The organism is Rudanella lutea DSM 19387, from assembly GCF_000383955.1.
Taxonomy (GTDB): Bacteria; Bacteroidota; Bacteroidia; order Cytophagales; family Spirosomataceae; genus Rudanella; species Rudanella lutea.
This window is the reverse complement of the sequence record NZ_KB913013.1, coordinates 2,174,948-2,199,533: the sequence shown is the minus strand read 5'-3', so window position 1 is coordinate 2,199,533 and position 24,586 is coordinate 2,174,948. Positions and strand designations below refer to the sequence as shown.

The following is a 24,586-nucleotide window of genomic DNA, read 5'->3' as shown; positions in this document are numbered from 1 at the left end:
GGATGAGAAAAGAGTTTAGCGTTGCCGGTGAGTGCTACCCAAAACGCTAAACCCAAAATGAACTGTTAGTCGGCCAATTCGAACATGGCTTCAATTTCGACCGATATATTGCCCGGCAACGAACCCATTCCGACGGCACTACGCACGCCAACGCCGTTTTCTTCGCCCCAAATTTTGGCAAACAGCTCGCTGCAACCGTTGATTATCCTGGGGTGCTCGCCGAACGTTTCTACAGCGTTGACCATGCCCAGCACTTTTACCACGCGCTTTACGCGGTCGAGGCTCCCCAGGGCTGCTTTGAGCGTAGCCAGAATAGCGAGGCCCGTTTGCTGAGCAGCTGCAATACCGGCTTCCATATCCACTTCGGAGCCGACGCGCCCCACCATCAAGGTATCGTCGGGCTTGTAGGGACCGTGGCCCGATACGTAAATCATATTGCCCACAATCAGTGAGGGCTTATAAACGCCCTTGGGAGCCGGGGCTGGCGGTAACTGAAGGTTGAGGGCTTGAAAATTCTGTTCGGGAGACATAGGGGAGTTTTGAGTTTATGGTTTATAGTTTTGGGTTTCTGGTTTATCGTTTCTGGTCTCTGGTTGAGGATGAACAACCCTAAACTAAATACGATAAACCAGAAACCCCACTTCTATCGACGGCGCAGCAGGGCGTCGCGGGAGAGCGTAATCAGGTGCCCAATCGGCTGTCCGTTGCGGTACGTAATCACCCGCAATGTGATGGGCCCATCGGGTACAGCAACGGGTTGCGTGTACTTAGCCGATTGCTCGTCGGGCATCGTGTCGTCGAAGGTATAGTGAATAGCGAGACCCGGAATTTCGCCTTCCAGTTCGAGCATCAGTTTACCATCTTTCTGAACCGTGCGGATTATGGGGTCGTAAATCGCTTTGGCGTAGTTGATGTTGGCGGCATCGGCCCGTTCGAAGTGGGTTTCCATCCGTTGTACAAAGTTCGGCCAGTTTTTGGCTTCTACCGGCGACCAGAACACCTCCGACAAGGCCCACGCCCGCGGGAACGTCATGTACTCCATGTGCCGGACCGTCGGGACTTGCTCCGTCCAGAGGTTACCCTGCCCGCCCAGAATCCGTTTGGGGTCAACGCCCGGCGGCACGGGATCGTAGCTGTAGCTTTTCTGCGCCCGCAACGATGCGTAGATAGGCGGGTCGATGGTAGGGTCGCCCTGGGTATAGTCGAGGTAGGCAAAGGTGGTCGGGGTCATCACCACGTTGTGGCCGGCCTGAGCCGCTTCGATACCGCCTTTGATACCCCGCCAGCTCATAACGGCCGCATCGGAGGGGACGCCCCCTTCCAGAATCTCATCCCAGCCGATCATTTTCTTGCCTTTCGACTGCACAATTTTGGCCACCCGCTCCATGAAGTAGCCCTGTAAATCTTCGACATGTCGGATGTTGAGCTTCTTCATCAGAGCCTGACAGCCGGGGTCGGCGGCCCAATATCCTTTGTAGCATTCGTCGCCCCCTACGTGGATATACGGGTTCGGAAACAGCGTAGCTACTTCCGTAAATACCTTGTCCAGAAACTCGTACACCTTCTCGTCCGACGGGTTCAGCGTATTTTCTACGAGCATCTTAAACGTACCGTTGCCGTACCACTCCGAGAAAGCCGTGCCGGGGTTTACGCTGACGGCCGCTTTGGTGCAGCTCAGTTCGGGGTAGGCGGCCAATGCGGCCATGCTGTGGCCGGGCACGTCTATTTCGGGTACGATGGTCACATGGCGGTCGGCGGCATAGCGCACTACCTCCCGAATATCGTCGTGGGTGTAAAAACCGCCGTAGGTTGTCGGCTCGTTGGGTTTGGGGGCCTCGCGCTGCCCAAACTTACCCGACCGTGCCACCCGCCACGCACCTACTTCGGTGAGTTTGGGCAACGACTTAATCTCGATTCGCCAGCCGTTGTCGTCGGTCAGGTGCCAGTGGAAGGTATTGTATTTTAAGGCTGCCAACTGATCGATGTATCGTTTTACTTCCTCTTTGGTGAAGAAATGGCGGCTCACGTCGAGCATAATGCCCCGCCACGGAAAGCGCGGATAGTCGGTAATGTTCACAGCCGGCGCGGTCCAGGCCACGTTGGCCACCTTACTGCCGTTGACCTCTTTCGGGAGCAGTTGCAAAAACGATTGTACCCCGTAATACAGACCGGCGGGTTGGTTGGCCGCAATCACCACCTGCCTGGGCGTTACCTGTAGGGTGTACCCCTCAGAGCCGAGCTTTGGGTCGGGGGTGCCGTTGATTTTCAGTTGAATCCCGCCCCGGTCGCCGGGAACCGCCCGGAGTTTGAAGCCGGTAGGGGTACTCAGTTTCTGGGCGAGCATATCGGCTGCGTACTGTGCCGGTAACTGCCCGAAATGAATACTGGTGGTATTGGTGAGCCGAAACGTACCTGCCCCGGCCTGTACCGATACCGGCTGCGGAATAATCGAAATCGGCAGCTGTTGGGCAGTCAGCGAAATCGAAAACAGCAAAAAGCCGTTTAGGAGGGCCAATAGTGATAATTTCATCAATCCTGTGGTTTATGAAGTTCGTGAAATAAAAAGGACTATCTCGTTTTGCCAAATCGGTGGGTGCGGCCGTTTTCAGAAAAAACAGGAGGGTGTCCCAACCCTTTTAAAGCAAAAAGGGTCTTAAGGCTATCCATGCCGACGCGAATCTTTCGGTTCTAAGGTGAAATGGTTCGGTTGGTGGTCTACGATTCCCGGTTTATCTAAACAGCAAAACAATGAAAACAGAACGTATAAGCACATACCTGCTCACCGCGGCTACTACGCTTGCTTTGGCGGTGGGCTGCACCTCGTCGCCCCAAACGCCTGATCCCGGTAGTACGGCCGGTTCATTGCGGGTGTCGGCTCCATTTGCCGCCCAAACCACCGACTTCGCTTTCGATCTGCTCAAACAGGTTAGTGTGCAGGATGGCAAAGAGGCCAACTCGTTTGTGTCGCCCCTGAGCCTGCACATGGCGCTGGGAATGTTGCTCAACGGAGCCAAGGGCCAAACCGCGACCGAAATTCAGAAAACGCTCAAACTCGACGCACAAACGCTGTCCGAAGCGAATCAGACGTACACTAACCTGCTCGAAAACCTGCCCGGTGTAGACCCGAAGGTGAAACTGACCCTGGCCAACTCGGTCTGGTACCGGCAGGGGGTTACCGTCGAAACGTCATTTGGGGACGTGTTGCGGAAAAGCTTCAAGGCCGAAGTAACGGCCCTCGATTTTGCCAGCCCCACAGCCAAAGACCGCATCAACACCTGGGTAAGCGACCAAACGGCCGGTAAAATCCAGAAGGTGATCGACGAGGTAAAACCCGACCACGTAATGTTTTTGCTCAACGCTCTGTACTTCAAGGGGGACTGGAAAACCGAGTTCAAAACCGAACAAACCGGGGATATGCCTTTCCGGCTGGCATCGGGGAGGAGCAAAAATGTGAAAATGATGCGGCTCAACACCGGCCTGCGTCGGGTGTTTCGGCCTGCTTACACGGCGTTTGAACTGCCTTACGCCAACGGTAACTTTGTCATGACGGTGCTGCTGCCTGCCGAAAACTCGTCGGCCGAGGCCCTCATCAATAGCCTGAACGGTGCCGAGTGGACCGCCCTCCAGAAAGACATGACCGAGGGCACTATCGACATTGGGTTGCCCCGGTTTACGCTGAACTACGAAATTCAGCTGAACAACATTCTGGCCAAAATGGGTATGCCAACCGTGTTCACCAACGCAGCTGACCTTAGCGGTATCCGGCGCGAGGGCGGCCTCAAAACCGATTTTGTGAAGCAGAACACCTTTATCGCCGTCGATGAAAAAGGTACCGAAGCTGCCGCCGTTACCTCCATCGGAATCGTGGTCACGTCGATGCCAGCCTCGTATCTCTGCGACCGTCCGTTTGTGTTTGTTATCCACGAAAAAACGTCGGGTACGGTGTTATTTACGGGGAAAATCGCCGATCCGCAGACCAACGGATAAGGCTCGGTGCTAATTTAGGCGAACCAACCGCCGGGCTGATGAGCCGGATACGCGCGGTTGTTCAACGGATGATAGCACAACGTATTTCTAACTTTCTGGTGGCTTTGTGGCTGGGCTGTACGCTCACCGGTACGGCCCAGCCTCTGCCCAATAGCCCCGACAATGTGGGCTCAATTAAAGAAGCCGAAATCAAACGCGACCTGTTTGCACTTTCGGGCGATCATTTCCGGGGTCGCCGGGCCGGTACCCTCGACGAACTGCGGGCGTCTATGTGGATTGCCGAGCAGCTCCGGGCTATGGGCCTGCAACCGGCAGGCGACGACGGTACGTACTTTCAGTTTTTTCATCTTCAACGCACCCGTATTTCCGAAACCAGCCGCCTGAGCATTGGCAACCGTACCCTCGAATACGGCGAAGACGCCATTGCGCTGGCACCGGCCATTGCATCGGTGGTGGCTCCGCTGGTATATGTAGGTACGGGTACGCCCGACGAACTGGCGAAGGTCGACGTGAAAGGCAAGGCCGTCGCGATTCTGTTTTCGGGCAACCCGCCCGGCGATATGAGCTACCGTCGGTTCCTGTTTTCGAGCATGCAGCAGCGGTCGGCGGCTCTGGTCAAGGCCGGGGCAGTGGCCGTTTTGTTTGTGTCGGATGCGCCCGCTCAGGCCATTTTTGAGCGGTGGAGCGGTGCTTACGATGCCGGTCGGTACGACCTGCCCGGTGGCCCCAATACCCGTGTGTTCAGTCAGGCGCCCACCATCTGGCTACCGGCCAAAGCCCTGCCCTGGGTGCAGCAACCCGACGCGCAGTTTACCAACATCGTCAACGTCGAAAGTTTCAGTTATCCGTCGGTCAATATTGTGGCCAAAATACCGGGCACCGATCCGGTGCTAAAAAACGAGTACGTGCTGTTCAGTACGCATCAGGATCACGATGGGCTCCGGCGTCCGTTTATCGAGGGCGACTCCATATACAACGGGGCCGACGACAACGCGACGGGCTGCGCGGCTGCCATGGCTATTGGCCGGGCGTTTGTGAAGAAACCCGGCAAGCGATCGGCGCTGATTGTGTTTCACGGGGCCGAGGAGCGGGGTCTGCTGGGCTCGCGGTATTTTGTGGATAACCCAACGGTGCCTAAAAACAGTATTGTGGCTTGCCTGAATGGGGAAATGATCGGTCGGAATGCCCCCGACAGTGCCGCTCTGCTGGGTTCGCAGGTACCCCACCGCAACTCGCCCGATCTGGTCAATATTGCCCTGGCGGCCAACCGCGCTACGGCCAATTTTAAGCTCGACACGCTCTGGGATCGGCCCGATCACCCCGAAGGCTGGTACTTCCGCAGCGACCACCTGCCGTATGCGCGGGCGGGGATTCCGGCTATCTGTTTCACCACCCTGCTGCACCCGGATTACCACACGGCCAACGACGAACCCGACCGGATCGACATTCGGAAGCTGACCAACGTAACCCGCTGGATGTACCGAACGGGCTGGGCCATAGCCAATAATCCTAAACGCCCGGCCGTCGACCCGAATTTCAAGCTTGAACGGTAAACACCTTACCGAATACGCCCATCCACTACGGCCTCGTCGTCTTCGCCCCGGTTCAGGTTGCCATTGCCGGGCGTAGAGTCGAGGTCGGTGCCGGTGGCCGCGCTTATCTCGCTTTTGAGTTGAAATGGCCCTCTGTCCGCTCCAGCACGGAGGGTAAGCACCTGTGTGATGGTTTGGCCGGGGTCAAGCAGGCCTAGCGGTACCGTCACTACCCCGCCCGATTGATTCGCTCCGGTGGTTGGCAGCAGTTGCCAGCCTGCCGGAAGGGTAGTTTGCACCGAAACGGCCGAAGCCGATAGCCCACCCGCGTTGGTTACGCGAATCCGTAGCTGAAGCGTGTCGCCGGGTTGGGCAACGCGACGGCTCAGGTCGGTGGCGAGGCTGAGGTCGGTGCGGGTAGAGTCGGGGAGGGGCTGGTTGGGAACAACCGTTGGCAGCACGCGCCCGTTGGGATTGGGCGAAACCCGGCGGGTAAGCGCCCCGTCGGGCGTACGGGCATCGGTACCGGCCATGTCGTTCTCACCATCGTCGGTACCCGAACCGGGCAAACTGTTCGGGTCGGTTTGGTCGAGGGCCGTGATTTCGGCGCGGTTGTCGAACACGCCCGGTGCCGTAATAACCGCGCTGAACGTGAGCGATTGGGTAGCTCCCGGTTCGAGCCCAGCCAACGTAGTCGAAATGACACCACTGGCTGCGCTCAATCCCGTTCCGGTGCCGAATTGCAGGGCGTCGGGCAGTCGGTTGGTCAGGCCAATGCGGGTGGCATCGTCAGGGCCGTTGTTGGTAACCTGAATGGTGTAGGTGAGTTGCCCACCCACGGGCGCAACTCGCTTATCGACATGCATTTGCAAAGCCAGATCGGCCCGGTCGGGTAGTGATTTGGGCGTTGGAGCTGCTTCGTTGGCGATGTACACCGTATGCCGTTTGTCCAGAAACGTTCCTTCGACCCATACCCCCGCGCCTGTGTCGCCCTGCCGCCGTACCGACAGCCGGTAGCGCCCCCATTCAATACCTCCCACACCTAAGGCTACCGGCGGGTAGTTTCGGAACTGATTAAAACTGGGGAAGTTACTCGTTGGCGTGGCAACTGCCCAGTTCGTATTGGTAAACGGGCCGCCATCGAGTCGTTGCATCTGTATCTCAACCGGCACCGATGCCCAGATGAGCGCTTCAAAGCCGTGGGTTGGCGCGTCGTATCGATACCCAATCCGCTCGATGGCAGGATCGGCCTGACCACCCGTTACGAATGGGGCCGACGCAACTGGATTAGGGGTCGGTGCAGCCGCTGGGTCAATCTGGAAGGGTTCGCTCCAGGGGCTATTCAGCATAGGTGAGGTGGTTTGCACCCGCACCCGGTACGTACCCGGCCCTAAGCGGTTGGGGATGATCCACCGGATTGGATCTTGATCGGTGACCGGCTCCGACTGGGCCACGATCAGCTCATCGGTCGCGCGGGCGAGTTGGAGCCGAAACTGGTTACCGGGCAGCAAGGGGGCCGTTTGCAGGAACGGGACCGAGAGGGTATCGCCCGTACGGCGGGTGAGCGGCAGAATATAGCCTGTGGTGAGCAGGGCCACCGAGTCGGGAATAAAAGGAGTTGCCGAAGCGAAAAACGGGTTGGAGAGCCGCTCATTCCAAAGGGTAGCCAGCAGGCTTAGCCCCTTGTTTCCTCCAAAATGCAGGCCATCGAGCCGAAGCGAATCACTCGTGTACAGGTCGGTTTCGGGGCCGGGCCACACGTTTGGGGTGTTGGCAATCAGCCCATTCTGCGCCTGAATAATGGCATTGCTGGTGGTGCCGCTGATGTAGCTGGTACGCGATATGAGCCAGGGTAGTTGCGCAAAGCCGGTTTGCTGCCGGGTTTTCTGAATCACTGTGAGCAGGTTGTTCATGTACGTTTGTACCGAAGTGCCACCCAAATTATCGCTCTCGCCCTGATGCCAGAGAACAGCCCGCAGGCCCGTCCGGGCCGCGTAGTGCCGCAGCGCCACCCCCAACCGGCGGTAGGGCGACAAGTATGCCGGGCCGATGCCACTCGCGGTCTGGGCCCATTCGGTACTGGAAGTGCCCCCCTGAGCCGCGCCCAGAAACAAGACCGGTACATTGAGCCGTCGGGTCAGGCTATCGCCCAGAATGGTCCAGATATACGGTGGGTTGGCGGGCCCGATATTGGTTTTGGCCCCGGCCCGGCTGAACGGTAGCAACAGGCATTGCTCGGAGGGGTCGTCTTGCCGGGAGTCGATGCAGGACACCCGGTCGTCGGTGGCATCGACTGATTCTTCGAACACACCGAGTGCGTTGGATTGCCCCGCCACCACAAACACCTCGCCCACACCCACCCGGTTGAGGGTAGTTTGGGCGAGTACGGTAAACCCGGCTTTGGCGCGTACCTGAAGTTGATACCAGCCCCCCGTTGCCCGCACATGCCCCCGAAACGCGGTTGTACCGGTAATGAGCGAGAGCGATTGCCAGTTGGTCGGCGTGCCCATCCCCTCCGACAACGGCAACAGGCGGGCCTCAAGGCGGGTGGTGCCGGTGGGGGCGAGGCCCGTTACGGGTACGCGGGCTTCATTGTTCAGGTCGCGTTGGTAAACAATCCGGGCCTGTGGGGTGGTCAGAATCATGGACTGTGCCTGAACGGTAAGCGTACTGAATAGAAGAAACAGAAACCGGTAAAATATCGGCATATAATAACGGATAATGGTGGGTAGTGCCCGGACGCCGGGTGTACTATCAGCATCTAATTACTGGCAATTAGACGCCGATGAAAGCAAACGTACTATGTTTTTATTATTCGTAAAGGTGTCTATTTATTTCTAAATCTTCATATGTATTTGGGCGGATTAATCGGTTTATAACTGAGCTTTTACCGCGTCTCTGGCCGCCTTGTATGAAATATTGTACTTGCTGTATTTGAGCTTGTGTTTAAGTAAGGTTTGGGTGTGTTTTTCGGTGTAATTGTGTGCGAAGAACCTGAGTAAATAATTGGGGTTATTTGTCTGTTTTATCGGCTGGGCGATTCTTTCGGAATGGCGTGCCGAGTCAGGATACGCTGTTTTTCGGCCTGACCAATGGCCGTTTTGCGAGGCCGGTGCAGCTCGGTCTGGGCCGCGCGCCCGGTAACGGCAATGTCGACAATGGGGGCCGGGTAGTCAACTCCGACCCTAAATCGGTAAAGGGCCTGCTCGAGCGGGGGCATGGTCCAGGGCTGATGGATGTAGGCGTTGGGGCAATGGGCGAGCTCGGGCACCCACTGCCGGATAAACACCCCGTCGGGGTCATGGTCCTGCGATTGCTTCACGGGGTTGTACACCCGCACCGTATTGGTGCCGGTCATGCCAGCCTGCATCTGAACCTGCGCGTAGTGAATGCCGGGCTCAAAATCGGTGTAAAGCCGCGCCAGATGCAGGGCTCCCTCTTTCCAGTGCTGGAACAGGTGGTGGGTCAGAAACGACGTGAGCATGGCCCGCATCCGAAAGTTAATATATCCGGTTTGGTGAAGGCAGCGCATACAGGCGTCTACCAACGGGTATCCGGTGCGCCCTTCGGCCCAGGCCTGGTATTGCTCAGAATCAGCGTTTTTGGTGAGGCCATCGAACGCCCGATTTACATTCTCAAACTCAATCCGGTCTTCGCTTTCAAACTTCTGGATAAAGTGACAATGCCACCGCAACCGCGACGCAAAGGCGGCCAACTGCCGTTTGTGCCCGTTGGTCCGTCTGGCGGCCTGTTGCGCCCCAAATACCTGCCGAATGCTCAGGCACCCCCACGCCAGATACGGCGACACGCGGCTGCATCCCCGCCGACTTTCGAGCGGTTTTGAGATACTCTGCGCGTAGAGGGCTATTCGGTCGGTGAGGAACGAATAGAGGTACCGATGGGCGTTGTATTCTCCGCCCGGCTGAAAACGAGCATCGGGCTGTTGCCAAGCATCGGGTAGGGGAGTTCCTTTCCGGTGCGTGTACCAATCGGGATCGAGCTGGGCGGGCAGCCAGTTGGGTAAGTCGGGGTGTTGTTGCGGAGCCCGTACGGTCTGATGCCAGCGGGCCGTCCAATCGGTACGGTTGGTGAGTCGCCGAATTACGCCGTTACTCTGAAACTCCCGCCAATTGATGCCCTGCTCCCGGCAAAAGCGGGCCACGGCCTTATCGCGCTCGAAGGTGATGCGCAGGCCGGTTTCCTCGTGCGAAAACAGGTTCTGAATGGTGTATTGGGTGCTTAACTCGGTGAGCACGTCCAGTACTTCGCGGTGAAACACCCAGATCTGTTGCGGGCCGGGTGCCGGGCCTTCGGTTGGTGCTGGCGGGGGCAGTTCTTCCTCATCAAACACAAACGGTAGCCATTCTACGGGCTTTGGCGGGTGGCTGGCCGAGGTTGCCGGAGAAGCCCGTTGCACATCGGCGAGTTGGCGGTTGAGGTCGGTGAGGCACTCGTTCACAAAGCGCCAATGCCGCAGGTCGTAGTTGGGGTCGGCCACGACCGAGGGCTCAAAACAATAGAGCAACAACAGCGGGACACCGGCCGCACAGGCGTCGATAGCGGCTTGCAACGGGGCGTGGTCGCGCAGGCGCAGGTCACGTTTGAACCACAGAATGTTTATCGTCGGGCGAGTCTCCACAGGGTTGGGTCGGGCCAAATAGCTCGGCTAGCCGTCCAATCAATTGCTTGTTGACCCTTTTTGTTTTGGGCAGGCTGGGGCCTGAATGCCGTTGCCTTTATACCACCAGCGTGCCACGTTGGAATGAAGTCCGCCTAATCTCGTACATTCGGATTCAGGCATTCACGAAACCAACATCCGAATATGACTCCCGAAACCGCTTTCACGCTGGCCAATGCGCTGGTATTTCCGCAATGGTTGCTGATGATCATAGCCCCGCGTTGGCGGGTGACTCAATGGCTTGTCGGCACGCTCATCATTCCGATGGTGCTGGCCGTGATGTACCTGGCCTACCTCTTTACTGGCTCAAAGCCGCTGGACTTTATGGCCTTCAGCACGTTGCAGGGGGTAATGTCGCTGTTGGGCTCGGGCGACAAAGGTCCGGCGCTGGCGGGTTGGATTCATTACCTCGCTTTCGATCTGGTGGCCGGTAGCTGGGTGCTCCGCGACGGGCAGCAGCGCCAGATTCACCACGGTTTGCTGGTGCCCTGTTTGCTGTTCTGTTTTATGCTCGGCCCCACGGGTTTGCTGTTGTATGGAATTGTGCGGCTGATGGCATCCCGGAAGTAAACATATAGAAAAATACCCCAAACGAGGTGTGCCCAAGGGAGTTAGGTATCTTTGAACAACAATACGTTTCGGTAAGGGACCTTTAATGTATGGCAAAAGACATTTTTCACGATATTGTTAAAACAGTCCTGCAACAGGATGGCTGGACTATTACGCATGATCCGCTTACTCTTAAACTCTCTAAACGAAACCTTTTCATTGACCTGGGAGCCGAGCGAATTATGGCAGCCGAACGGGACAATCAGAAAATAGCCATTGAGGTCAAGAGTTTTGTTGGACTTTCGCCGTTGACTGATTTTTACAAAGCACTTGGGCAATACCAACTCAACATCTTGGCGCTCAAACGAAAAATGCCATATCGGGTGTTATATCTGGCAATGCCCCAAGAGAGCTACGAAACCTTAATGAATGATGATATACTCGCCGAATTTCTGAACGAATTGTCGCTCAGATATATCATCTTCGACCCGAAAAACAAACAACTTGTGCAATGGATAAATTGACTCAATATCGGCAAATTGCCCAGCAGGTTGTGACTGAGACTGCGGCCAAACTTAATTCGGCCGAAAACCTGGAAGCACTGCTCTCAGTAGATAATCAGCATGGGCAATACCTGGTTCTTACCGACGGTTGGGAGGGTATTGAACGAATATACGGTCCTTTGGTGCATCTGGAAGTAAAGCCTGATGCCAAAGTCTGGCTCCGCTACGATGGCACTGATTTAGAAATCGGTCAGGAGCTTCTCAACCGGGGCGTTCTATCAACCGATCTTGTTCTGGCGTTTCATTCGCCACAACTTCGAGAGTATTCGGGGTATGCAGTCGCCTAAAAACATTTTAGGCCTACCTTCATCGCAATTCCTTCCAGCTATACGCATACAGGCCGACAAAAATGAGGCTGAAAAATACCCCGAAGGAAGTATGCAATGCGCTGAAACCGAGTAGCGCGATGGGGGCAATAATACCTACCAGAACACCGGCTACGTACACGAAAAATCCCAGCCGGCGCCCGAAAAACATCAGGACGGCACCTATCAGCGTGATGAGGTTGTAGACAAAGCTCGAAGCTGCCAACGGCCGGATTTCCTCAGGGTCGCCGGGGATGGGGTCGTCGCTGTTGGAGCGATCTTCGAAATACTCGGGGGGCTTATTGGGGTCGACTACGCGCGGGCGTTCGATGCGCTGCGTGCGAGCCACATCGGCCGTTCGGGTGTACGACGTAGCACTATCGATAAGACCGATTCCGCAGCTCATAAACGTCAGGATGCACAGCAGGGTCAGAAAGTCGGAGCGTTTGGGCATTTTTAATACGTTAGTTCGTCAAATGATGGCAAACTTACTACATAAACAAGCCATCTGCCGTATTACGGGGCAGATGGCTTGTTACTACACTTCCAATCGACTACTTATTATCTCCCTGGTAATCCTGATCTGACATCAATAATATCTCTTGAATCGGCGGATGAACCTTGGTGTATGTTCTGGTTTCCATAACCATTTTATCAACAGTAGCCCCGCTCCTGCATTGATAATCAGAAGGGGCAGAAACCCAGATCCCTGCCAGTTGATACGGAAGGCATAGTGCTCAAGGCTGAACCCACCGATAACACCGAGTAATATACCGACCACTCGCTTCATGTTTTTTCGTCGGGCGTATCGTCTACACAATGTCAGCGTTGCATCCTTTGCAGACGCGTAATCTCCACCTGGTTTCATATCCGCAGTTTGGGCAGGTCAGGGTGTTCATGTTGGATACCACTATTCTTTGATGAGTTTTCGAGTGAGTTGTTTATCTCCCGCTTCGGCGCGTAGGAAAAAGACACCACCGGGCAAGTCACTTACATCAAATGTATGCTCGTGTTTGCGTTGCCTTACGCCAAATGCCTGTGCCTGTAGTTGCCGCCCGGCTCCGTCGAACAACCGAAACGTGGCCGTAGCCGGGGTGTCAAGTACCAGCCGGACGCGGAGCAGCGCAGTGGCTGGGTTAGGCGAAACTTCCAGCGCAAAACCGGGCAATGTGGGTTCGGTGGCCAGGATAATGCTCACGACGGTAGGCACTGAGATAGCCTGGCAACCGGCGCGTGCGACGACCACCGCATACGTACCTGCCTGCGTGACGGTGAGACTGCTGTTGTTGGCCCCGGCTATAGTTTGCCCGTCGCGCGTCCAGAGATATACCTGGCCTGCTACGGCTGGTACGCTCAATACCGTAGCTGTGCCGGTAAGCAGCGAAATTGCCCCACTTGCTGTGATAGTCGCATTAGGCGTGGGTATTTGGACCAATGTGAACGCGGGCGAAACAGCCGTCAGGCTCTGGCTGTCCGTAATCGTTACAGCATAAGTGCCGGGGGCGTTGGCAACCAATTGGTTTGCGCTACCCGGCTGGAGAGTTCCGTTCAGCCGCCACTGGTAGGTAAAGGGGGCTGTTCCATTGGTGGTATTTGCCACGAGCGTTGTGCTCTGTCCGCTACAGACTACAGCCGACCCGCTAATTATGACTTGTAGGGCCACGCTGACACGCACAGGGGGCGACGTAATCAGACAACCCTCCCGATTCACCGCAATCGTATAGTCACCCGCCGTATTGGCAACATATTGGTGACTGGTTGCTCCGGTGATACTGATACCATTGCGAAACCATTGGTAGAGCTGCCCACTGACATTCGGCACGCTCAGGGTAACGGTAGTGCCAGATTGCAGCGTCAGTGACCCTCCGGCAGTGATAACAACCGAAGAGGGCGGTACGCTCGGTTTCACAAAAACCCCCAATGTTGCCGTACTGGACGTACAGTCGTTTGAGGCCGAGACAGAAACGGTGCGTTGGCCGCTTTCAAGCCATTCTACCGTTATGGTCGAATCATTGTTGGCAACGATTCGGCCACCCTGTACCGACCACCTACGAATTTCCCCCGCCCGGGGTGTGTTTACGCGGTATCGCTCTACGGTTCCATTACAGGGTAAGGTACCGCCCAAAATGACCGGGCGGGCAGGGGGGGTACAGGAAATATCGAGGGCGTATAGCTCTTCCCCTGTTCGTGAGCTATACGTGCCTGCATTGATGCTGCCTTCGTATTCTTCGGCGGCAAAAACCAGCCTGTTGCCTAATCGGATGGGCCGTGTGAAACTTTCTATATCCAGGGTTGTTGCTGTGTATTGGGCAACATCAAATAGTAGCCGGGTACCAGCTTCTGTACCGTCTGTTTCGTAGATACTCGTGCTATTGTTGGCTGGGCTCGACGGGCTACGCTGCGGAATATACATCCTGACTTGCTTGGGGTTTAGCCTGTAGTATTCATAGTCTTGCGGAGAAAATCCCCCCCCATCTATCGGCAGGCGCACCGTGCCCCGCACTGTACCGTCGCTAACCCAAAATTCAAATCTGTTGGTATCGATTGCCTTCGTAAAGCAAACTTTATTATTAAGATTGACCAGGACATCATTTCGGAATGGCACATTACGTTTATGTAAATCGCTTATTTTCAATGTACCCTGACTGGTTTCATCGCTGACCCAAAGCTCTTGCTGTAAGTTGCTGTCTCGCTGAAAAATGTAGTAAAGTTTTTTCTCTATGGGGAGTACTTCCCATATAACCGTTTTATACCCCTGAGGGGCCGGCGAGTCATCCAGCACCGTCAGTTGCCGGGTGCTCGCTACCGTTCCATCCGAACGCCAGAGACTATGAACTTCCCTGTTGGGTAATAATTCCTTGACGATCAAATACACACTATTACCCGCAGCCCGCATATGCACCACACTGGAGTTTTGGGTAAACAGATTGGGCACATTTAACGGTGTAGTGCCATTTCTTGTCCCATCCGATCTGTAGAGTCGTCTATCGTTGATAAAATACAGCGTATTGTCTGTGGCCGTCAGATTGCTGAAACCACCGCGAAGATCCGTTGCCGAAATAACCCTCACAGTACCGGCCAAAGTGCCGTTGGTTCGCCAAAGCTCATCCTGCACTACAAAATAGTTTTGATTATTGAAGGCCTGGAAATTGCTGAGTGTGGAAGTAGTCCAGGTTGTAAATTCAAACATTCTGAGCTGAAACGTGCCATTTTTTGTCACATCCGAACGCCATAGTTGCGCCCGAGTAACATTTCTATTTGCGTCAATGGCATATAAGTAGAAATACAGCAGGCCGTTAATCACCGCTTTATTGACCAGTTCAACCTCCCATTGGCCCTCTGGCCAGAACATGATTTGCTGCGTACCATTTTCGGTGCCATCGGTCACCCACAAGGCGTCTCTCCCTCTTGTTTCGCCATTGACCACAACAATCTCCTTAGCCGTAAAAACAATCCTGTTATTCACCTCAATGAACCGTTCGGGGCTGGAGCTATTCGGTTTGGCAAATGGGCCCATCTGAAAGAATCCCGGATAAATATCTTTCAACAGACGCGGCTTTTGCGCCAGGGCCTGCCCCAAACCAATTAGCATCAGGAAGCCCAATAAGAGATACCGTCTGCCTGGTTGATACTCCAGTATTGATAGTCTGTAGGGGTGTGTCATAGCTTTCTCAAAAAGGTTAGCTGTCCGATTAGCCGGAATCTGCTTCTTCTACTTCCGCAGAATTACAAACTCGACCCGGCGGTTTTGCTGCCGACCCGCTTCGGTGGTGTTGGGAGCTACCGGTTTGTTTTTGCCATAGCCTTTGCCAATCAGTCTGGATGCCTGTATGCCCCTCGATTGCAGGTAGTAGCGTACGGCGTTGGCCCGGTCCTGCGAGAGTATTTGGTTAGCTGCATCTCCCCCGACGTTGTCGGTATGCCCAGCTATTTCGGTCACGATACTCCCGTTTGCCTTCAGAAAATCGGCTATCCGGTTCAACTCCAGAAACGATTCGGGCAACAGGGCAGCTTTGCCGGTTTCAAAGAAGATGTTGTTCAGCGTAATGGCATTTCCTGCTTCAATGGTGGTAATGGCCAATTCGCCTGGGATGCTTTTGGGGGCTGTGTTGATGTTCGTGAGGTCAATGTTGGTCGAAGCCGCGATAAAGCCCTCGCCTTTGGCCGAAATGCCGTAGCGTTTGCCGTAGGGTAAATACAGCACAAATTCGCCCGTACGCCCATTTACGTCGGCCTGACCGAGCATTTCGCCGGTGCTGAGATCTTCGTAAAAGACTACCACATGCTGAGGTACGGATCTGGTTTTCTTATCTGTCAGAACACCCCGGTACTCGAAGGCCGACGGCTTTTGATCAGCCTTTTTGCTGTCTGTCTGCCCTGCTTTCTTCTTCAAGACCACCTGAATGTCGGCAGGGGTAGCCAATGTGCCAGTCCCTTTTATTACATCGCCCGATATCGTTCCCTCTACGGGTATGGCATCCAACTGCACCTGGATTTTAGTGCCATTTACCGTTCCCCTCACGTCTCTTTTTACGATTCGCCCCTCCTCATCGGTGTAGTAGCCTGTAAACTGATTACCATCGAAAGCCGTGATAAACAGGTTGAAATTATAGTACATGGCCCCTCTCATTTCGCCCTGCCATTGGCCAATAAAGTTCTGGGAGCTGGCTGTATTCTGAGGTTGGGGTTTGGCCTGTTGAGAAGGGCTCCCATAACACTCAACCCGTTTTGAAGTCCCCAGTAGTTCGTACGTTTTGTTCAGGTTATTGACCAATTCACACTGATACGTTTGAACCCTGTGAGCGCGCTCGAAATAGGCTGCGGCCTTCTCAAAATTTCGCCGTTGTGAACTTAGCGTTTGCCCGGCCTGCATTCGATTAGCCCCCTCATTGTAATAATAGACACCCAGATTATACAGCGCATCATACTGATTTGGGTCAATACCGATTGCTTTTTCGTAATTGCTTACTGCACCAGCTTTGTCGCCTTTACCGTCTAAAAAAATCCCCAGGTTGACATAAGCCTGAGTGCTATAGGGGTTTTGTGCAATGAATGTGTTCAGGTGATCGATTACATCATTTATACGGTTGTCAGCTATCAATGTATTGACTATCAAACTTGATAAATCAACATTCGAAGGGTGGACCAAAAGACCTTTTTTCAGAACCCCCAGGGCTTTATCCGTATTTCGCTGCTGTGTGTAGATAGTAGCTAATGCGTAAAAAATGGACACGTCTCTGCCACCCGAGTTAATGTAAGTGGTGAAGTGGGCTTCCGCTTTTTCTGGGTTATTGGCCGATTGAGCACTGATTCCTGCATAGAGAGCAGAAAGCGTATCCCGACCGTTTTTGAGGGACAATGCTTTTTCAAACTTTGTAAGAGCTTCAGCGTAAGCACGCTCCTGAAATTTTTTTGATCCCTCGTCAAGCAGGGCTTTATAATTGGGTTGAGTGGGCTGAGGAGAGTTGGAATTTAAGGTTTCCTGCTTAGCTTGAGTCAGCGTTGGTTTCGGGTCATCTGGATAGCTAATACGTACATCCTTGTATTGCACGGTATACACGTAAGTCTCAACCACAAAATTGAACTTGACCAGTTTAAAATACCGTACTCTACGGGGGACCTTGCTCAGTTCGACGTAGGCTTTTTGTTCAACGCCCTTGGATAAGGGTAGGGCGTTGAGACCTCTGTTGACAACATTGAACTGTTCGGAATCATAGCTGTTGCCTTCCATGTCAATAGCCGTAAGCTCACTTACATTTCCAAAACCATCTTTGGAGTTGATACTGGTGAATGAGAAGTCGAGCCTGACCGTTTGGGATTGCGGGTTAAATGCGCAACTTAAAAACCGCATTTGTACGCCCTGTAAAACATCGACCGTCTCAAAAGGTCGGTCTTTCATATTTAGACTTCTCTTGAGACCATCTAACTCGGGACAGTTCTGGGCAGTGGAATTAATCCAGAATACCATCCACAACAGACCCGTCAGTATAGTTTTCATGAAACAAAATGCTGTTAATGACTTCATTTCCAGTCTATTTTGACATTGCGATATTCTACGACTTTCTGTTGGCCATCGACATAAATGTTTAGTTTCATAATTCTAAACATTGGAATATCAGGGCTGATATTATCAAAAGTCAGAAACATACTGCGCGGAATATCCGAAGATAGAGCCATCGGTTCGCAGCAACCAACTTTGTACTCATTGCCTTCTGGATCCAATACATAGTGGTAGTAGTAGAAACTCCCACTTTTATCTGTTCGTTGGCTGGTAAAGAGCGCATTCACTTGTACGGTCTTCGTTCGCTTACTGCCAACGACAGACACTATTTTAAGTTCTACACCCATTACCACGTCAGTGAAAACTGGATTACTCTGCATCTTAAGTGCATTACGGAGGTAGTCCACTTCTGCTCGTAATTGATCGCAGTCGTTATTAGTTTGGGCAAACGCAGGCAAGGTTATGGTCCAGCATGCCGCAACGAAAAGGAGGAAAAGTGATCTCATTGGTTTTGGTCGGTTTGGCTTGAATGGAATGGAAATTGGCAGGATGGGACAATAAGGTGAGTTAATTTTCCCACCAATTACTCATTCTCATGCACACACAAAGTGAGGTTCTAATCGGCAGATTTGTACTTCTAATGAAACTGCCGATTTTTCCTATGAAGTGTTTTAGTCGAAAAGACCGCCAGCTTTATTTGTCATTACGGACAGACAGTTCATAAAAAACCACCACATGAAAAAAGCGTACATCAGTTTCATGTACCAGCGGTCGTAGAGCAGGTGCTGCCGTCCGTAATAAAATACCCCGGCGGTAATGGCAGCAATGAGCAGACCAGCGAGCCAGGGCGACAGCGTTTTGAGGTAGCCGACGGCCAGCGAGCCACCTGTAAGCGCAAAAATCAGACCGAGCATATTCCACCAGAAACGCCGGGGAGGACGATGAAAGGTACTCGTTGATTCTGTGCGTAGAAATCTGTCGTATTGATCGTAGTAGTCGATTTTTTCGACTTCCCAATAGGTGTTCTCGTCTTTGTACTTCTGCCAGGCGGCATCGGTTTTCTGCCGGAATTCGCTGGTTTTTCGTTTAATTTCGGCTCGTTTGCCAGGGATAATAGTAAGCCCAAACAGCCATTTCAGAAAGAGTAGCCAGCAACTTATACCTATAATATTGCCCAGCAGGGTCTTGCCCGAGAAGGTAAATAGCATGATAGTCAACATGGCAAAGCAGGAGTAAGATGATTTGATGCGTTTGATGTCTTCCAAGTACTTAAGTTTTGGCCTTGACATTCACGCGAATCTTACGGGTGAGCTAATTTTTCTCATGAAACTGGAGCTATTTCTGACGAAGAAATTTTCCGGGAAGTTATATGTGTCTTTGCGTAGCTTTGGTATTCATCAAATGCGTACAAGTGGCTGTTTTTCAGATTCAATACACTATTTGTATAGGGCTGTTCTGTGGCTTCTCGGGCATGTGCCAGGGGCAGAACGTCCTCCCCGCTGCCGACAAAATGGCCGCTGCCCAACAACTGGAGCGGGAAGCCACCACCCAGCGCGATTCGGCCAAACTGGCTAAGGCTTACTACCAATTCGGTAAGGTCTTCAATGCTCGGGCAAACTACCTACAGGCCCAGCAGTACTACACGAAGGCATTGGGAATTTTGACCAGACGGGCCGACTCCTACGAGTTGGGGCAGGTGTACCTGCGCATGTCGGAGTTGGAGGCCGAACAGGAGCACAGTCTTAAATGCATCGAATATGCCCGCACAGCCCTGGCCATCTTTGAACGAATTGGCTCCGATAAGGGTCGGATGATTGCCTACGGGGCACTCAACAATGGGTACGTAAAAATCTGGATGAGTCAGCAGCAAAGCGATCGCCAGCATCCCCTCTGGGACACATTATGGCAGTACACCCGTGCCAGCGAACGCCTGGCTTATCAACTACAAGACTCGCTGGCAATCGCCGAAATCAGCATTAGTATGGGTAGTTTGTACGCGCATGCCCAAGACCGTAAAGCACTGTTGTATTTGAATCGGGGTAAAGATTATTTTCAAAAAAAGGCCAGGCTGTACCTGTACCAGTTATCGTCTACCTGGATTACTCTGGCGAATGCACACCTCGCACTCGGAGAGCCCGCCCGCGCCTACGAAGCTCTGCGGGCGGGCGAACGGGTATATCGGCAGATGGCCGCTGAAAATACAATAGACCGTAGATTTCTGGAGACATACATTCGCTACCATAAAGCCACTCGCAACTTTCCCAAAGCGTTTGAATACGCTGAAAAACTGCGGGCTTTGGAAAGCAAAATACTCCTTGCCGACCGCGAGGGGGCCATCAGTCGACTCAACATTGCCTATGAAACGGAGAAAAAAGATGCCCATATCAAAAACCAGCAACGAGAATTACAGCTACGGGCCGAAAACGAACGAAACCAACGCCTGTTGTTGGGGGTGGGCCTATGCTTACTGTTAGGGGCTATTGCCACCAGTGTAGCCTTCTATCGGCTTTATCGCCGAAATAGGCGTATCAGCCACCAGAACGAAGTGCTGGTGAAAGAGCAAAACCACCGGGTAAAGAACAACCTGCAGGTTATATCCAGCCTGCTGAACCTACAGGCTCGCCGACTTACCGACGAGGCCGCCCGACGAACCATGCGCGAAAGCCAGGTGCGTATCGAATCGATGGCTATTTTACACCGAAGCCTCTACGAACAGGAACAATTGGCGCAGGTCTATCTGCCCGAGTTCGTCGCCGAACTGGTCGAAAACGTGGGTCAGTCGTTCGGGTATAGACCGTCAGAGCAACGGATAAACATAGACCCGATGTTTCTGGATGCGGACAAAGCTACATTGGTCGGTTTAATTTTGACTGAGTTGCTGACCAATGCGTGGAAATACGCATTTCCAGACGCCGACGCGTCGGTGCTCCGCATCAGTGCCACGCAGAACGAACGTATGCTGGAGATTATAGTCGCCGATAATGGCCCCGGTTGGGACGGTACCACCGACCAAAAATCGCTGGGAATACGCATTATCCGGGCACAGGCCGCGCAACTTCAGGCTGAATATGGGTTTAAACAGCACCAGGGAACCGTATTCTGGCTACGGTTCTCCAATCAGACCACCACTCTATGAATACACTATGAGACAACGCTTGAACATCCTGATTGTTGAAGATGAATCGGTTACGGCAATGGACATTCAGGAGACTTTGGAAGAAGTTGGCCATACCGTTTTGGCTATTGCTGACACGTATGAAAATGCCCTGCAGGCTATTCGGAAATACCCACCCGATTTGGCAATTGTGGATGTGAAACTGAGAGGCTCGGCCGCAGATGGTATCATTCTGGCTAAAGAGCTACAGCAAACCCACCAGACTCCTGTTATTTTTCTGACGGCTAATTCTGAGCCAAAAACCGTGCAACGCGCCAAAGAGGCCAATCCTACGGCCTATCTGCTCAAACCCTTTCGGCCCGAAGAGCTGCTGATTCAAATCGAGCTGGCCTGGGGCTATTTTAAAAACAGGCAGGCCGATCCGGGGCGTTTCCTGTTTTTTCCCATCAAGAATAAAGGGCACAAGCGAATTGACCTGAATGAGGTAATGTATGTGAAGGCGTCAGGAGCCAATACCCACATCTTTTTGGCCGGCGAAGTAGTCCATTACGAGGTAAGCACCCATCTGGCTAATGTAGCTCAATACTTCTCTGCACCTAATTTTTTCAGATTATCGAGGTCGTTGATTGTTAATTTGGACATGATTGATAGTATCGAAGCTGAGAAAGTGCGGATGAGGGGTAAAGTTCATACCCTCGAGATTTCGCCTAAAAACCGGAAAGAACTACTTCATCAATTTAGCGTCGTTAAAACGAAACCACTCAACGGCTAATTCGCCATTGTATCAGATGAAGCCATCGTTTTTTGAATTCGTACAAATCCGGTATAGTTTTGACAAAACGTAGTAGGCCAACAGGCAGGCTCATCGGCCAGAAAGCCGTTACGTTTCAACGAGCAAAACAAACGAAAAACCAATTACCAATGACTTTACAGGAACTTACTGAGCAGATCCGACTGAAAGCCGCCCATGCTGACGGCCTGGATGCGACCGTGAAAATTGATACCGATCAGGGCCCCATTTTTATCGACGCCCGTCAGTCGCCCGCCGTGGTGACCAATGACGATCAGCCTGCCGATACGACCATTTCCGTGAGCGTGTCTGACCTGGTGAAAATGGGCTCCGGCGATATGAACCCCATGATGGCCTTCATGACCGGCAAGCTCAAAGTAAAAGGTGATATGGGCCTGGCCATGAAAATGGGTCAGATTATGGGATAAGGTAAATGAGTTAAAAAGCGAAAGAGTGAAAGAGTGGCTATATTCGCTCTTTCACTCTTTCGCTTTTTCTCTCTTTATGTCTCGTCGCAACTTTCTCAAAACCAGCGCCGTGGCGGCCGCTGGTTTTTATATTGTCCCCCGCCATGTGCTGGGGCGGGGCTTCGTGGCTCCCTCCGACAAACTAAATATTGCCGCTGTAGGCTGTGGCGGCAAGGCCGACTACAATATTCAGCAGGCTTACAACGGCGGCACCGACAACCTAGTGGCCCTCTGCGATGTCGACGACCGGCAGTCGAAAAAATACCGGGCTAAGTTTCCGCAGGCGCCTTACTTCAAAGATTACCGGCACCTGTTCGATGGGGCCGGCAAAACCTTCGACGCGGTCATTATCAGCACGCCCGACCACATGCACGCACCCATCGCCATGGCGGCTATGCAACTGGGTAAGCACGTGTACGTGGAAAAGCCCCTTACGCACAACATTCACGAGGCCCGTATGCTTACCGAAGCCGCCCGTAAATACAAGGTGGTGACCCAAATGGGGAATCAGGGAAGTAGTGGCGATGCGACCCGGCAAATCGAGACGTACATTCAGAAAGGTCTCATTGGCCGGGTACATAAGGTGGAGTGCTGGACCAACCGGCCGGTGTGGCCGCAGGGCGTGAAGTCGCCCAAAGACCGGGGCGAAAGTCAGCCCGTGCCGCCCGAGGTTGACTGGAAACTGTGGCTGGGTACGGCCCCTTTCCGCGAGTATCATGAGGCTTACATGCCGTTTCGGTGGCGGGGCTACTGGGATTTCGGGACTGGCGCCCTCGGCGATATGGGTTGCCATTTTATGGATGTGCCTTTCCGCGCCTTGAAGCTCAAATACCCTACCTCGGTTGAGTGCAGCGTGGGTTCGGTGTACGCCGATTTCTTTCAGGAGGCTTTTTTCGATGATGTGTGCCCGCCCTCGGCAGCCATTCACCTCACGTTTCCGTCGGCTGACCCCAAAGTGAAAGAGATCAAATTTTCGTGGTACGACGGGGGTATCCGCCCAGCCCTGCCCGACGGCATTCCGTACGAGGTCATGTTTGCCAGCATCGACGGCGGTATGATTTTCTACGGCTCCAAAGGCATGCTGACGGCGGGCCTGTTTGGCAATAATCCGCGCCTGTTTCCCGAAGAGAAATTTGGCGGCAAGAAGCTACCTGAACCCGAAAAACCATTGGTGGAGGGCAAAACCGAAGGCCATCAGCAGCAATGGGTGAAAGCCTGCAAGCAAGGGTACGGGGCTTACACGTCGTCGTCGTTCGATGAGGCCGGTCCGCTCACCGAGACCGTACTGATGGGCAATCTGGCTACCCGCAGTTTCATGTACCGGGAGGGCAAGCAGTTTCCGGGTCGTAAAAAGCTGCTCTGGGACGGTGAAAATATGCGCATCACCAATTTCGACTACGCCAATCAGTTTGTGAAATAGGGGAGAAGGGAGGAAGGGGAAGATGGAGGAAAGGGAAGAAGGGGAGGAGTAAGCGTTTGGCTTTTTCCCTTCTCCCTTTCTTCCCCTTCCTCCCTTTTCTCTTTTTTTTACAACCCCCGATTCGTTACGTCACGTTCGGGGTCGATGGTACGGTCGGAGTCGGTGCGGTGCATATCGGCGTTGGTACCCGACAGGTTTTGCACGTCGACATCGGTATGGCGCACCGTATCGCGGATGGTTTCGTCGCGTTCAGTCACGTCTTTGTTCAGTCGTACCTCTTCCACAACGCGGGCTTCTTTGCCCACCACAGGTACCTCAGCATGTTCCACCATTTCGACGTCGCCTTCGCGGAAAGCCGTAAAATCGGCGTCGGTGGCCGGGCGGTTCACGGGGTTACGATCAACCCGAACCCGCTCTTCGCGCAGGCGAACGCTCTCTTCCACGGGTCGCTCAACAATCCGGCTCCGCAGCCGCATACCCCCGCGTTCAACGGTCCGCTTGCCTACGTTGAGCTGTTCGTCGATAATCGGAATGTTAAGGCTCTCGTCGTTTGTCGTGTTTCTGAACTCGTCCCGATCCATCCGGCCCCGGTCCATAGTGTCGCGGTCATTCAGGTTAGTGTCGGCATAGTTGGTCGTGCCCGAGGTGGTAATACCCGAGGTGACACCGTAGGCGGGGGCGAGTGGGTCGGCTGATACGCCGGTGCCCAGGGTTGAGCCCGAATAGCCTTCGTCGGTATTGTACGAGCCCCGGTTGTCGGCATAGGTGCTGCTGCGGTATTGGTCGGCCCGCTCGTCAACATCAATCGCCCCGGCATCGTCCATAATGTCGGCCGCCCGCTGGGCCTCGTCCGCATCCATGGCGTGAACGGTCAGAATAGAGTGCCGGTCGCCCACGGTGGTGTAATTGTCGCGGAGCCGCCGATCGTCGTCATCGTCGGTACCGAAGAGCGACGCAAAGAACCCGCTAATACCGCCTTTTTCTTCGCGGTTTTCGTGGGTGTGTGCGCTATCGGTCTGGTACGAACTGCTGCCAGTCATGTCTGAGCTGGTTTGCGCCGAAAGGTCGATGTTGTTGCGCGAGAAACCCGCTTCCATCAATTCCTGCATTGCCTGTTGGGCTTCTGAGGCATCATCGAAGACGCCGATCACGGTCTGTGCCATGGTTTTGTTTTTTAAC

General features: G+C 53.7%; 19 protein-coding genes. 9 read left to right on the top strand and 10 right to left on the bottom strand.

Annotated elements, in window-relative coordinates:
* Positions 1-65: 65 nt before the first annotated feature.
* Positions 66-530 (bottom strand): RidA family protein, encoded by a 465-nt coding sequence (locus tag RUDLU_RS0109125; RefSeq protein WP_019988069.1) that lies wholly within the window; start codon positions 528-530, stop codon positions 66-68.
* Positions 531-643: 113 nt separating this feature from the next.
* Entirely contained in the window at positions 644-2,530 is a 1,887-nt protein-coding gene (locus RUDLU_RS0109120; protein ID WP_019988068.1) for a beta-N-acetylhexosaminidase, read from the bottom strand.
* Between the two features lie 218 nt (positions 2,531-2,748).
* Between RUDLU_RS0109120 and RUDLU_RS0109115 the strand changes: the two genes are divergently transcribed.
* Positions 2,749-3,987 (top strand): serpin family protein, encoded by a 1,239-nt coding sequence (locus RUDLU_RS0109115; RefSeq protein ID WP_019988067.1) that lies wholly within the window; start codon positions 2,749-2,751, stop codon positions 3,985-3,987.
* A gap of 68 nt (positions 3,988-4,055) precedes the next feature.
* Positions 4,056-5,540: a M28 family peptidase gene (locus RUDLU_RS0109110; protein ID WP_157580141.1), complete on the top strand. Its 1,485-nt coding sequence runs from the start codon at positions 4,056-4,058 to the stop codon at positions 5,538-5,540.
* A 5-nt stretch (positions 5,541-5,545) separates the two neighbouring features.
* Here the strand turns inward: RUDLU_RS0109110 and RUDLU_RS0109105 are convergent, their stop codons facing one another.
* Together RUDLU_RS0109105 and RUDLU_RS0109100 are read right to left on the bottom strand one after the other, a co-directional pair.
* Positions 5,546-8,227 (bottom strand): sialate O-acetylesterase, encoded by a 2,682-nt coding sequence (locus RUDLU_RS0109105; protein ID WP_019988065.1) that lies wholly within the window; start codon positions 8,225-8,227, stop codon positions 5,546-5,548.
* A gap of 317 nt (positions 8,228-8,544) precedes the next feature.
* Positions 8,545-10,158, bottom strand: a complete 1,614-nt coding sequence (locus RUDLU_RS0109100; protein ID WP_157580139.1) for a cryptochrome/deoxyribodipyrimidine photo-lyase family protein — start codon at positions 10,156-10,158, stop codon at positions 8,545-8,547.
* Positions 10,159-10,341: 183 nt separating this feature from the next.
* Here RUDLU_RS0109100 and RUDLU_RS0109095 point away from each other — a divergent pair, with 183 nt between their 5' ends.
* The 3 genes from RUDLU_RS0109095 (at position 10,342) to RUDLU_RS0109085 (ending at position 11,596) form a co-directional block, all read left to right on the top strand.
* Positions 10,342-10,767 (top strand): ABA4-like family protein, encoded by a 426-nt coding sequence (locus tag RUDLU_RS0109095; protein WP_019988063.1) that lies wholly within the window; start codon positions 10,342-10,344, stop codon positions 10,765-10,767.
* Between the two features lie 89 nt (positions 10,768-10,856).
* Positions 10,857-11,270 (top strand): element excision factor XisH family protein, encoded by a 414-nt coding sequence (locus RUDLU_RS0109090; protein WP_019988062.1) that lies wholly within the window; start codon positions 10,857-10,859, stop codon positions 11,268-11,270.
* The gene (locus RUDLU_RS0109085) at positions 11,258-11,596 is read left to right on the top strand and encodes a XisI protein (RefSeq protein ID WP_019988061.1); all 339 of its coding nucleotides are present in this window, start codon (positions 11,258-11,260) and stop codon (positions 11,594-11,596) included. Before RUDLU_RS0109090 ends, RUDLU_RS0109085 begins: the two co-directional genes overlap by 13 nt.
* Before the next feature lie 19 nt (positions 11,597-11,615).
* Here the strand turns inward: RUDLU_RS0109085 and RUDLU_RS0109080 are convergent, their stop codons facing one another.
* From RUDLU_RS0109080 to RUDLU_RS0109055, 5 genes are all read right to left on the bottom strand, one after another.
* Entirely contained in the window at positions 11,616-12,068 is a 453-nt protein-coding gene (locus tag RUDLU_RS0109080; RefSeq protein ID WP_019988060.1) for a hypothetical protein, read from the bottom strand.
* A 456-nt stretch (positions 12,069-12,524) separates the two neighbouring features.
* Positions 12,525-15,278: a T9SS type A sorting domain-containing protein gene (locus tag RUDLU_RS0109070; RefSeq protein WP_083940549.1), complete on the bottom strand. Its 2,754-nt coding sequence runs from the start codon at positions 15,276-15,278 to the stop codon at positions 12,525-12,527.
* A gap of 48 nt (positions 15,279-15,326) precedes the next feature.
* On the bottom strand, positions 15,327-16,715 hold the full coding sequence (locus RUDLU_RS30010; protein ID WP_169578035.1) for an OmpA family protein: 1,389 nt from the start codon (positions 16,713-16,715) through the stop codon (positions 15,327-15,329).
* 920 nt (positions 16,716-17,635) lie between these two features.
* On the bottom strand, positions 17,636-18,121 hold the full coding sequence (locus tag RUDLU_RS0109060) for a hypothetical protein (protein WP_019988056.1): 486 nt from the start codon (positions 18,119-18,121) through the stop codon (positions 17,636-17,638).
* A gap of 165 nt (positions 18,122-18,286) precedes the next feature.
* Positions 18,287-18,880 carry a hypothetical protein gene (locus RUDLU_RS0109055; RefSeq protein WP_211220204.1) on the bottom strand — a complete coding sequence of 198 codons (594 nt, stop codon included), beginning with the start codon at positions 18,878-18,880 and terminating at the stop codon, positions 18,287-18,289.
* A gap of 245 nt (positions 18,881-19,125) precedes the next feature.
* On the opposite strand from RUDLU_RS0109055, the gene RUDLU_RS28700 reads away from it, so the two are divergent.
* The 4 genes from RUDLU_RS28700 (at position 19,126) to RUDLU_RS0109035 (ending at position 23,407) form a co-directional block, all read left to right on the top strand.
* The gene (locus RUDLU_RS28700; RefSeq protein ID WP_169578034.1) at positions 19,126-20,751 is read left to right on the top strand and encodes a sensor histidine kinase; all 1,626 of its coding nucleotides are present in this window, start codon (positions 19,126-19,128) and stop codon (positions 20,749-20,751) included.
* Between the two features lie 7 nt (positions 20,752-20,758).
* Positions 20,759-21,502 carry a response regulator gene (locus tag RUDLU_RS0109045; protein WP_019988053.1) on the top strand — a complete coding sequence of 248 codons (744 nt, stop codon included), beginning with the start codon at positions 20,759-20,761 and terminating at the stop codon, positions 21,500-21,502.
* A gap of 149 nt (positions 21,503-21,651) precedes the next feature.
* A complete protein-coding gene (locus RUDLU_RS0109040; RefSeq protein ID WP_019988052.1) occupies positions 21,652-21,948 on the top strand; it encodes an SCP2 sterol-binding domain-containing protein in 297 nt (98 codons plus the stop codon).
* Positions 21,949-22,024: 76 nt separating this feature from the next.
* Complete coding sequence (locus tag RUDLU_RS0109035; RefSeq protein WP_019988051.1) at positions 22,025-23,407, top strand: Gfo/Idh/MocA family oxidoreductase; 1,383 nt, start codon at positions 22,025-22,027, stop codon at positions 23,405-23,407.
* Between the two features lie 107 nt (positions 23,408-23,514).
* On the opposite strand, the gene RUDLU_RS0109030 is transcribed toward RUDLU_RS0109035, so the two are convergent.
* Positions 23,515-24,570 (bottom strand): YsnF/AvaK domain-containing protein, encoded by a 1,056-nt coding sequence (locus RUDLU_RS0109030; RefSeq protein WP_019988050.1) that lies wholly within the window; start codon positions 24,568-24,570, stop codon positions 23,515-23,517.
* Between the last annotated feature and the right edge of the window lie 16 nt (positions 24,571-24,586).

Coding starts and splice junctions, on each gene's coding strand:
- RUDLU_RS0109125 (WP_019988069.1), bottom strand. CDS start 530: ATGTCTCCCGAACAGAATTTTCAAGCCCTCAACCTTCAGTTACCGCCA.
- RUDLU_RS0109120 (WP_019988068.1), bottom strand. CDS start 2,530: ATGAAATTATCACTATTGGCCCTCCTAAACGGCTTTTTGCTGTTTTCG.
- RUDLU_RS0109115 (WP_019988067.1), top strand. CDS start 2,749: ATGAAAACAGAACGTATAAGCACATACCTGCTCACCGCGGCTACTACG.
- RUDLU_RS0109110 (WP_157580141.1), top strand. CDS start 4,056: ATGATAGCACAACGTATTTCTAACTTTCTGGTGGCTTTGTGGCTGGGC.
- RUDLU_RS0109105 (WP_019988065.1), bottom strand. CDS start 8,227: ATGCCGATATTTTACCGGTTTCTGTTTCTTCTATTCAGTACGCTTACC.
- RUDLU_RS0109095 (WP_019988063.1), top strand. CDS start 10,342: ATGACTCCCGAAACCGCTTTCACGCTGGCCAATGCGCTGGTATTTCCG.
- RUDLU_RS0109090 (WP_019988062.1), top strand. CDS start 10,857: ATGGCAAAAGACATTTTTCACGATATTGTTAAAACAGTCCTGCAACAG.
- RUDLU_RS0109085 (WP_019988061.1), top strand. CDS start 11,258: ATGGATAAATTGACTCAATATCGGCAAATTGCCCAGCAGGTTGTGACT.
- RUDLU_RS0109080 (WP_019988060.1), bottom strand. CDS start 12,068: ATGCCCAAACGCTCCGACTTTCTGACCCTGCTGTGCATCCTGACGTTT.
- RUDLU_RS0109070 (WP_083940549.1), bottom strand. CDS start 15,278: ATGACACACCCCTACAGACTATCAATACTGGAGTATCAACCAGGCAGA.
- RUDLU_RS0109060 (WP_019988056.1), bottom strand. CDS start 18,121: ATGAGATCACTTTTCCTCCTTTTCGTTGCGGCATGCTGGACCATAACC.
- RUDLU_RS28700 (WP_169578034.1), top strand. CDS start 19,126: ATGGCCGCTGCCCAACAACTGGAGCGGGAAGCCACCACCCAGCGCGAT.
- RUDLU_RS0109045 (WP_019988053.1), top strand. CDS start 20,759: ATGAGACAACGCTTGAACATCCTGATTGTTGAAGATGAATCGGTTACG.
- RUDLU_RS0109040 (WP_019988052.1), top strand. CDS start 21,652: ATGACTTTACAGGAACTTACTGAGCAGATCCGACTGAAAGCCGCCCAT.
- RUDLU_RS0109035 (WP_019988051.1), top strand. CDS start 22,025: ATGTCTCGTCGCAACTTTCTCAAAACCAGCGCCGTGGCGGCCGCTGGT.
- RUDLU_RS0109030 (WP_019988050.1), bottom strand. CDS start 24,570: ATGGCACAGACCGTGATCGGCGTCTTCGATGATGCCTCAGAAGCCCAA.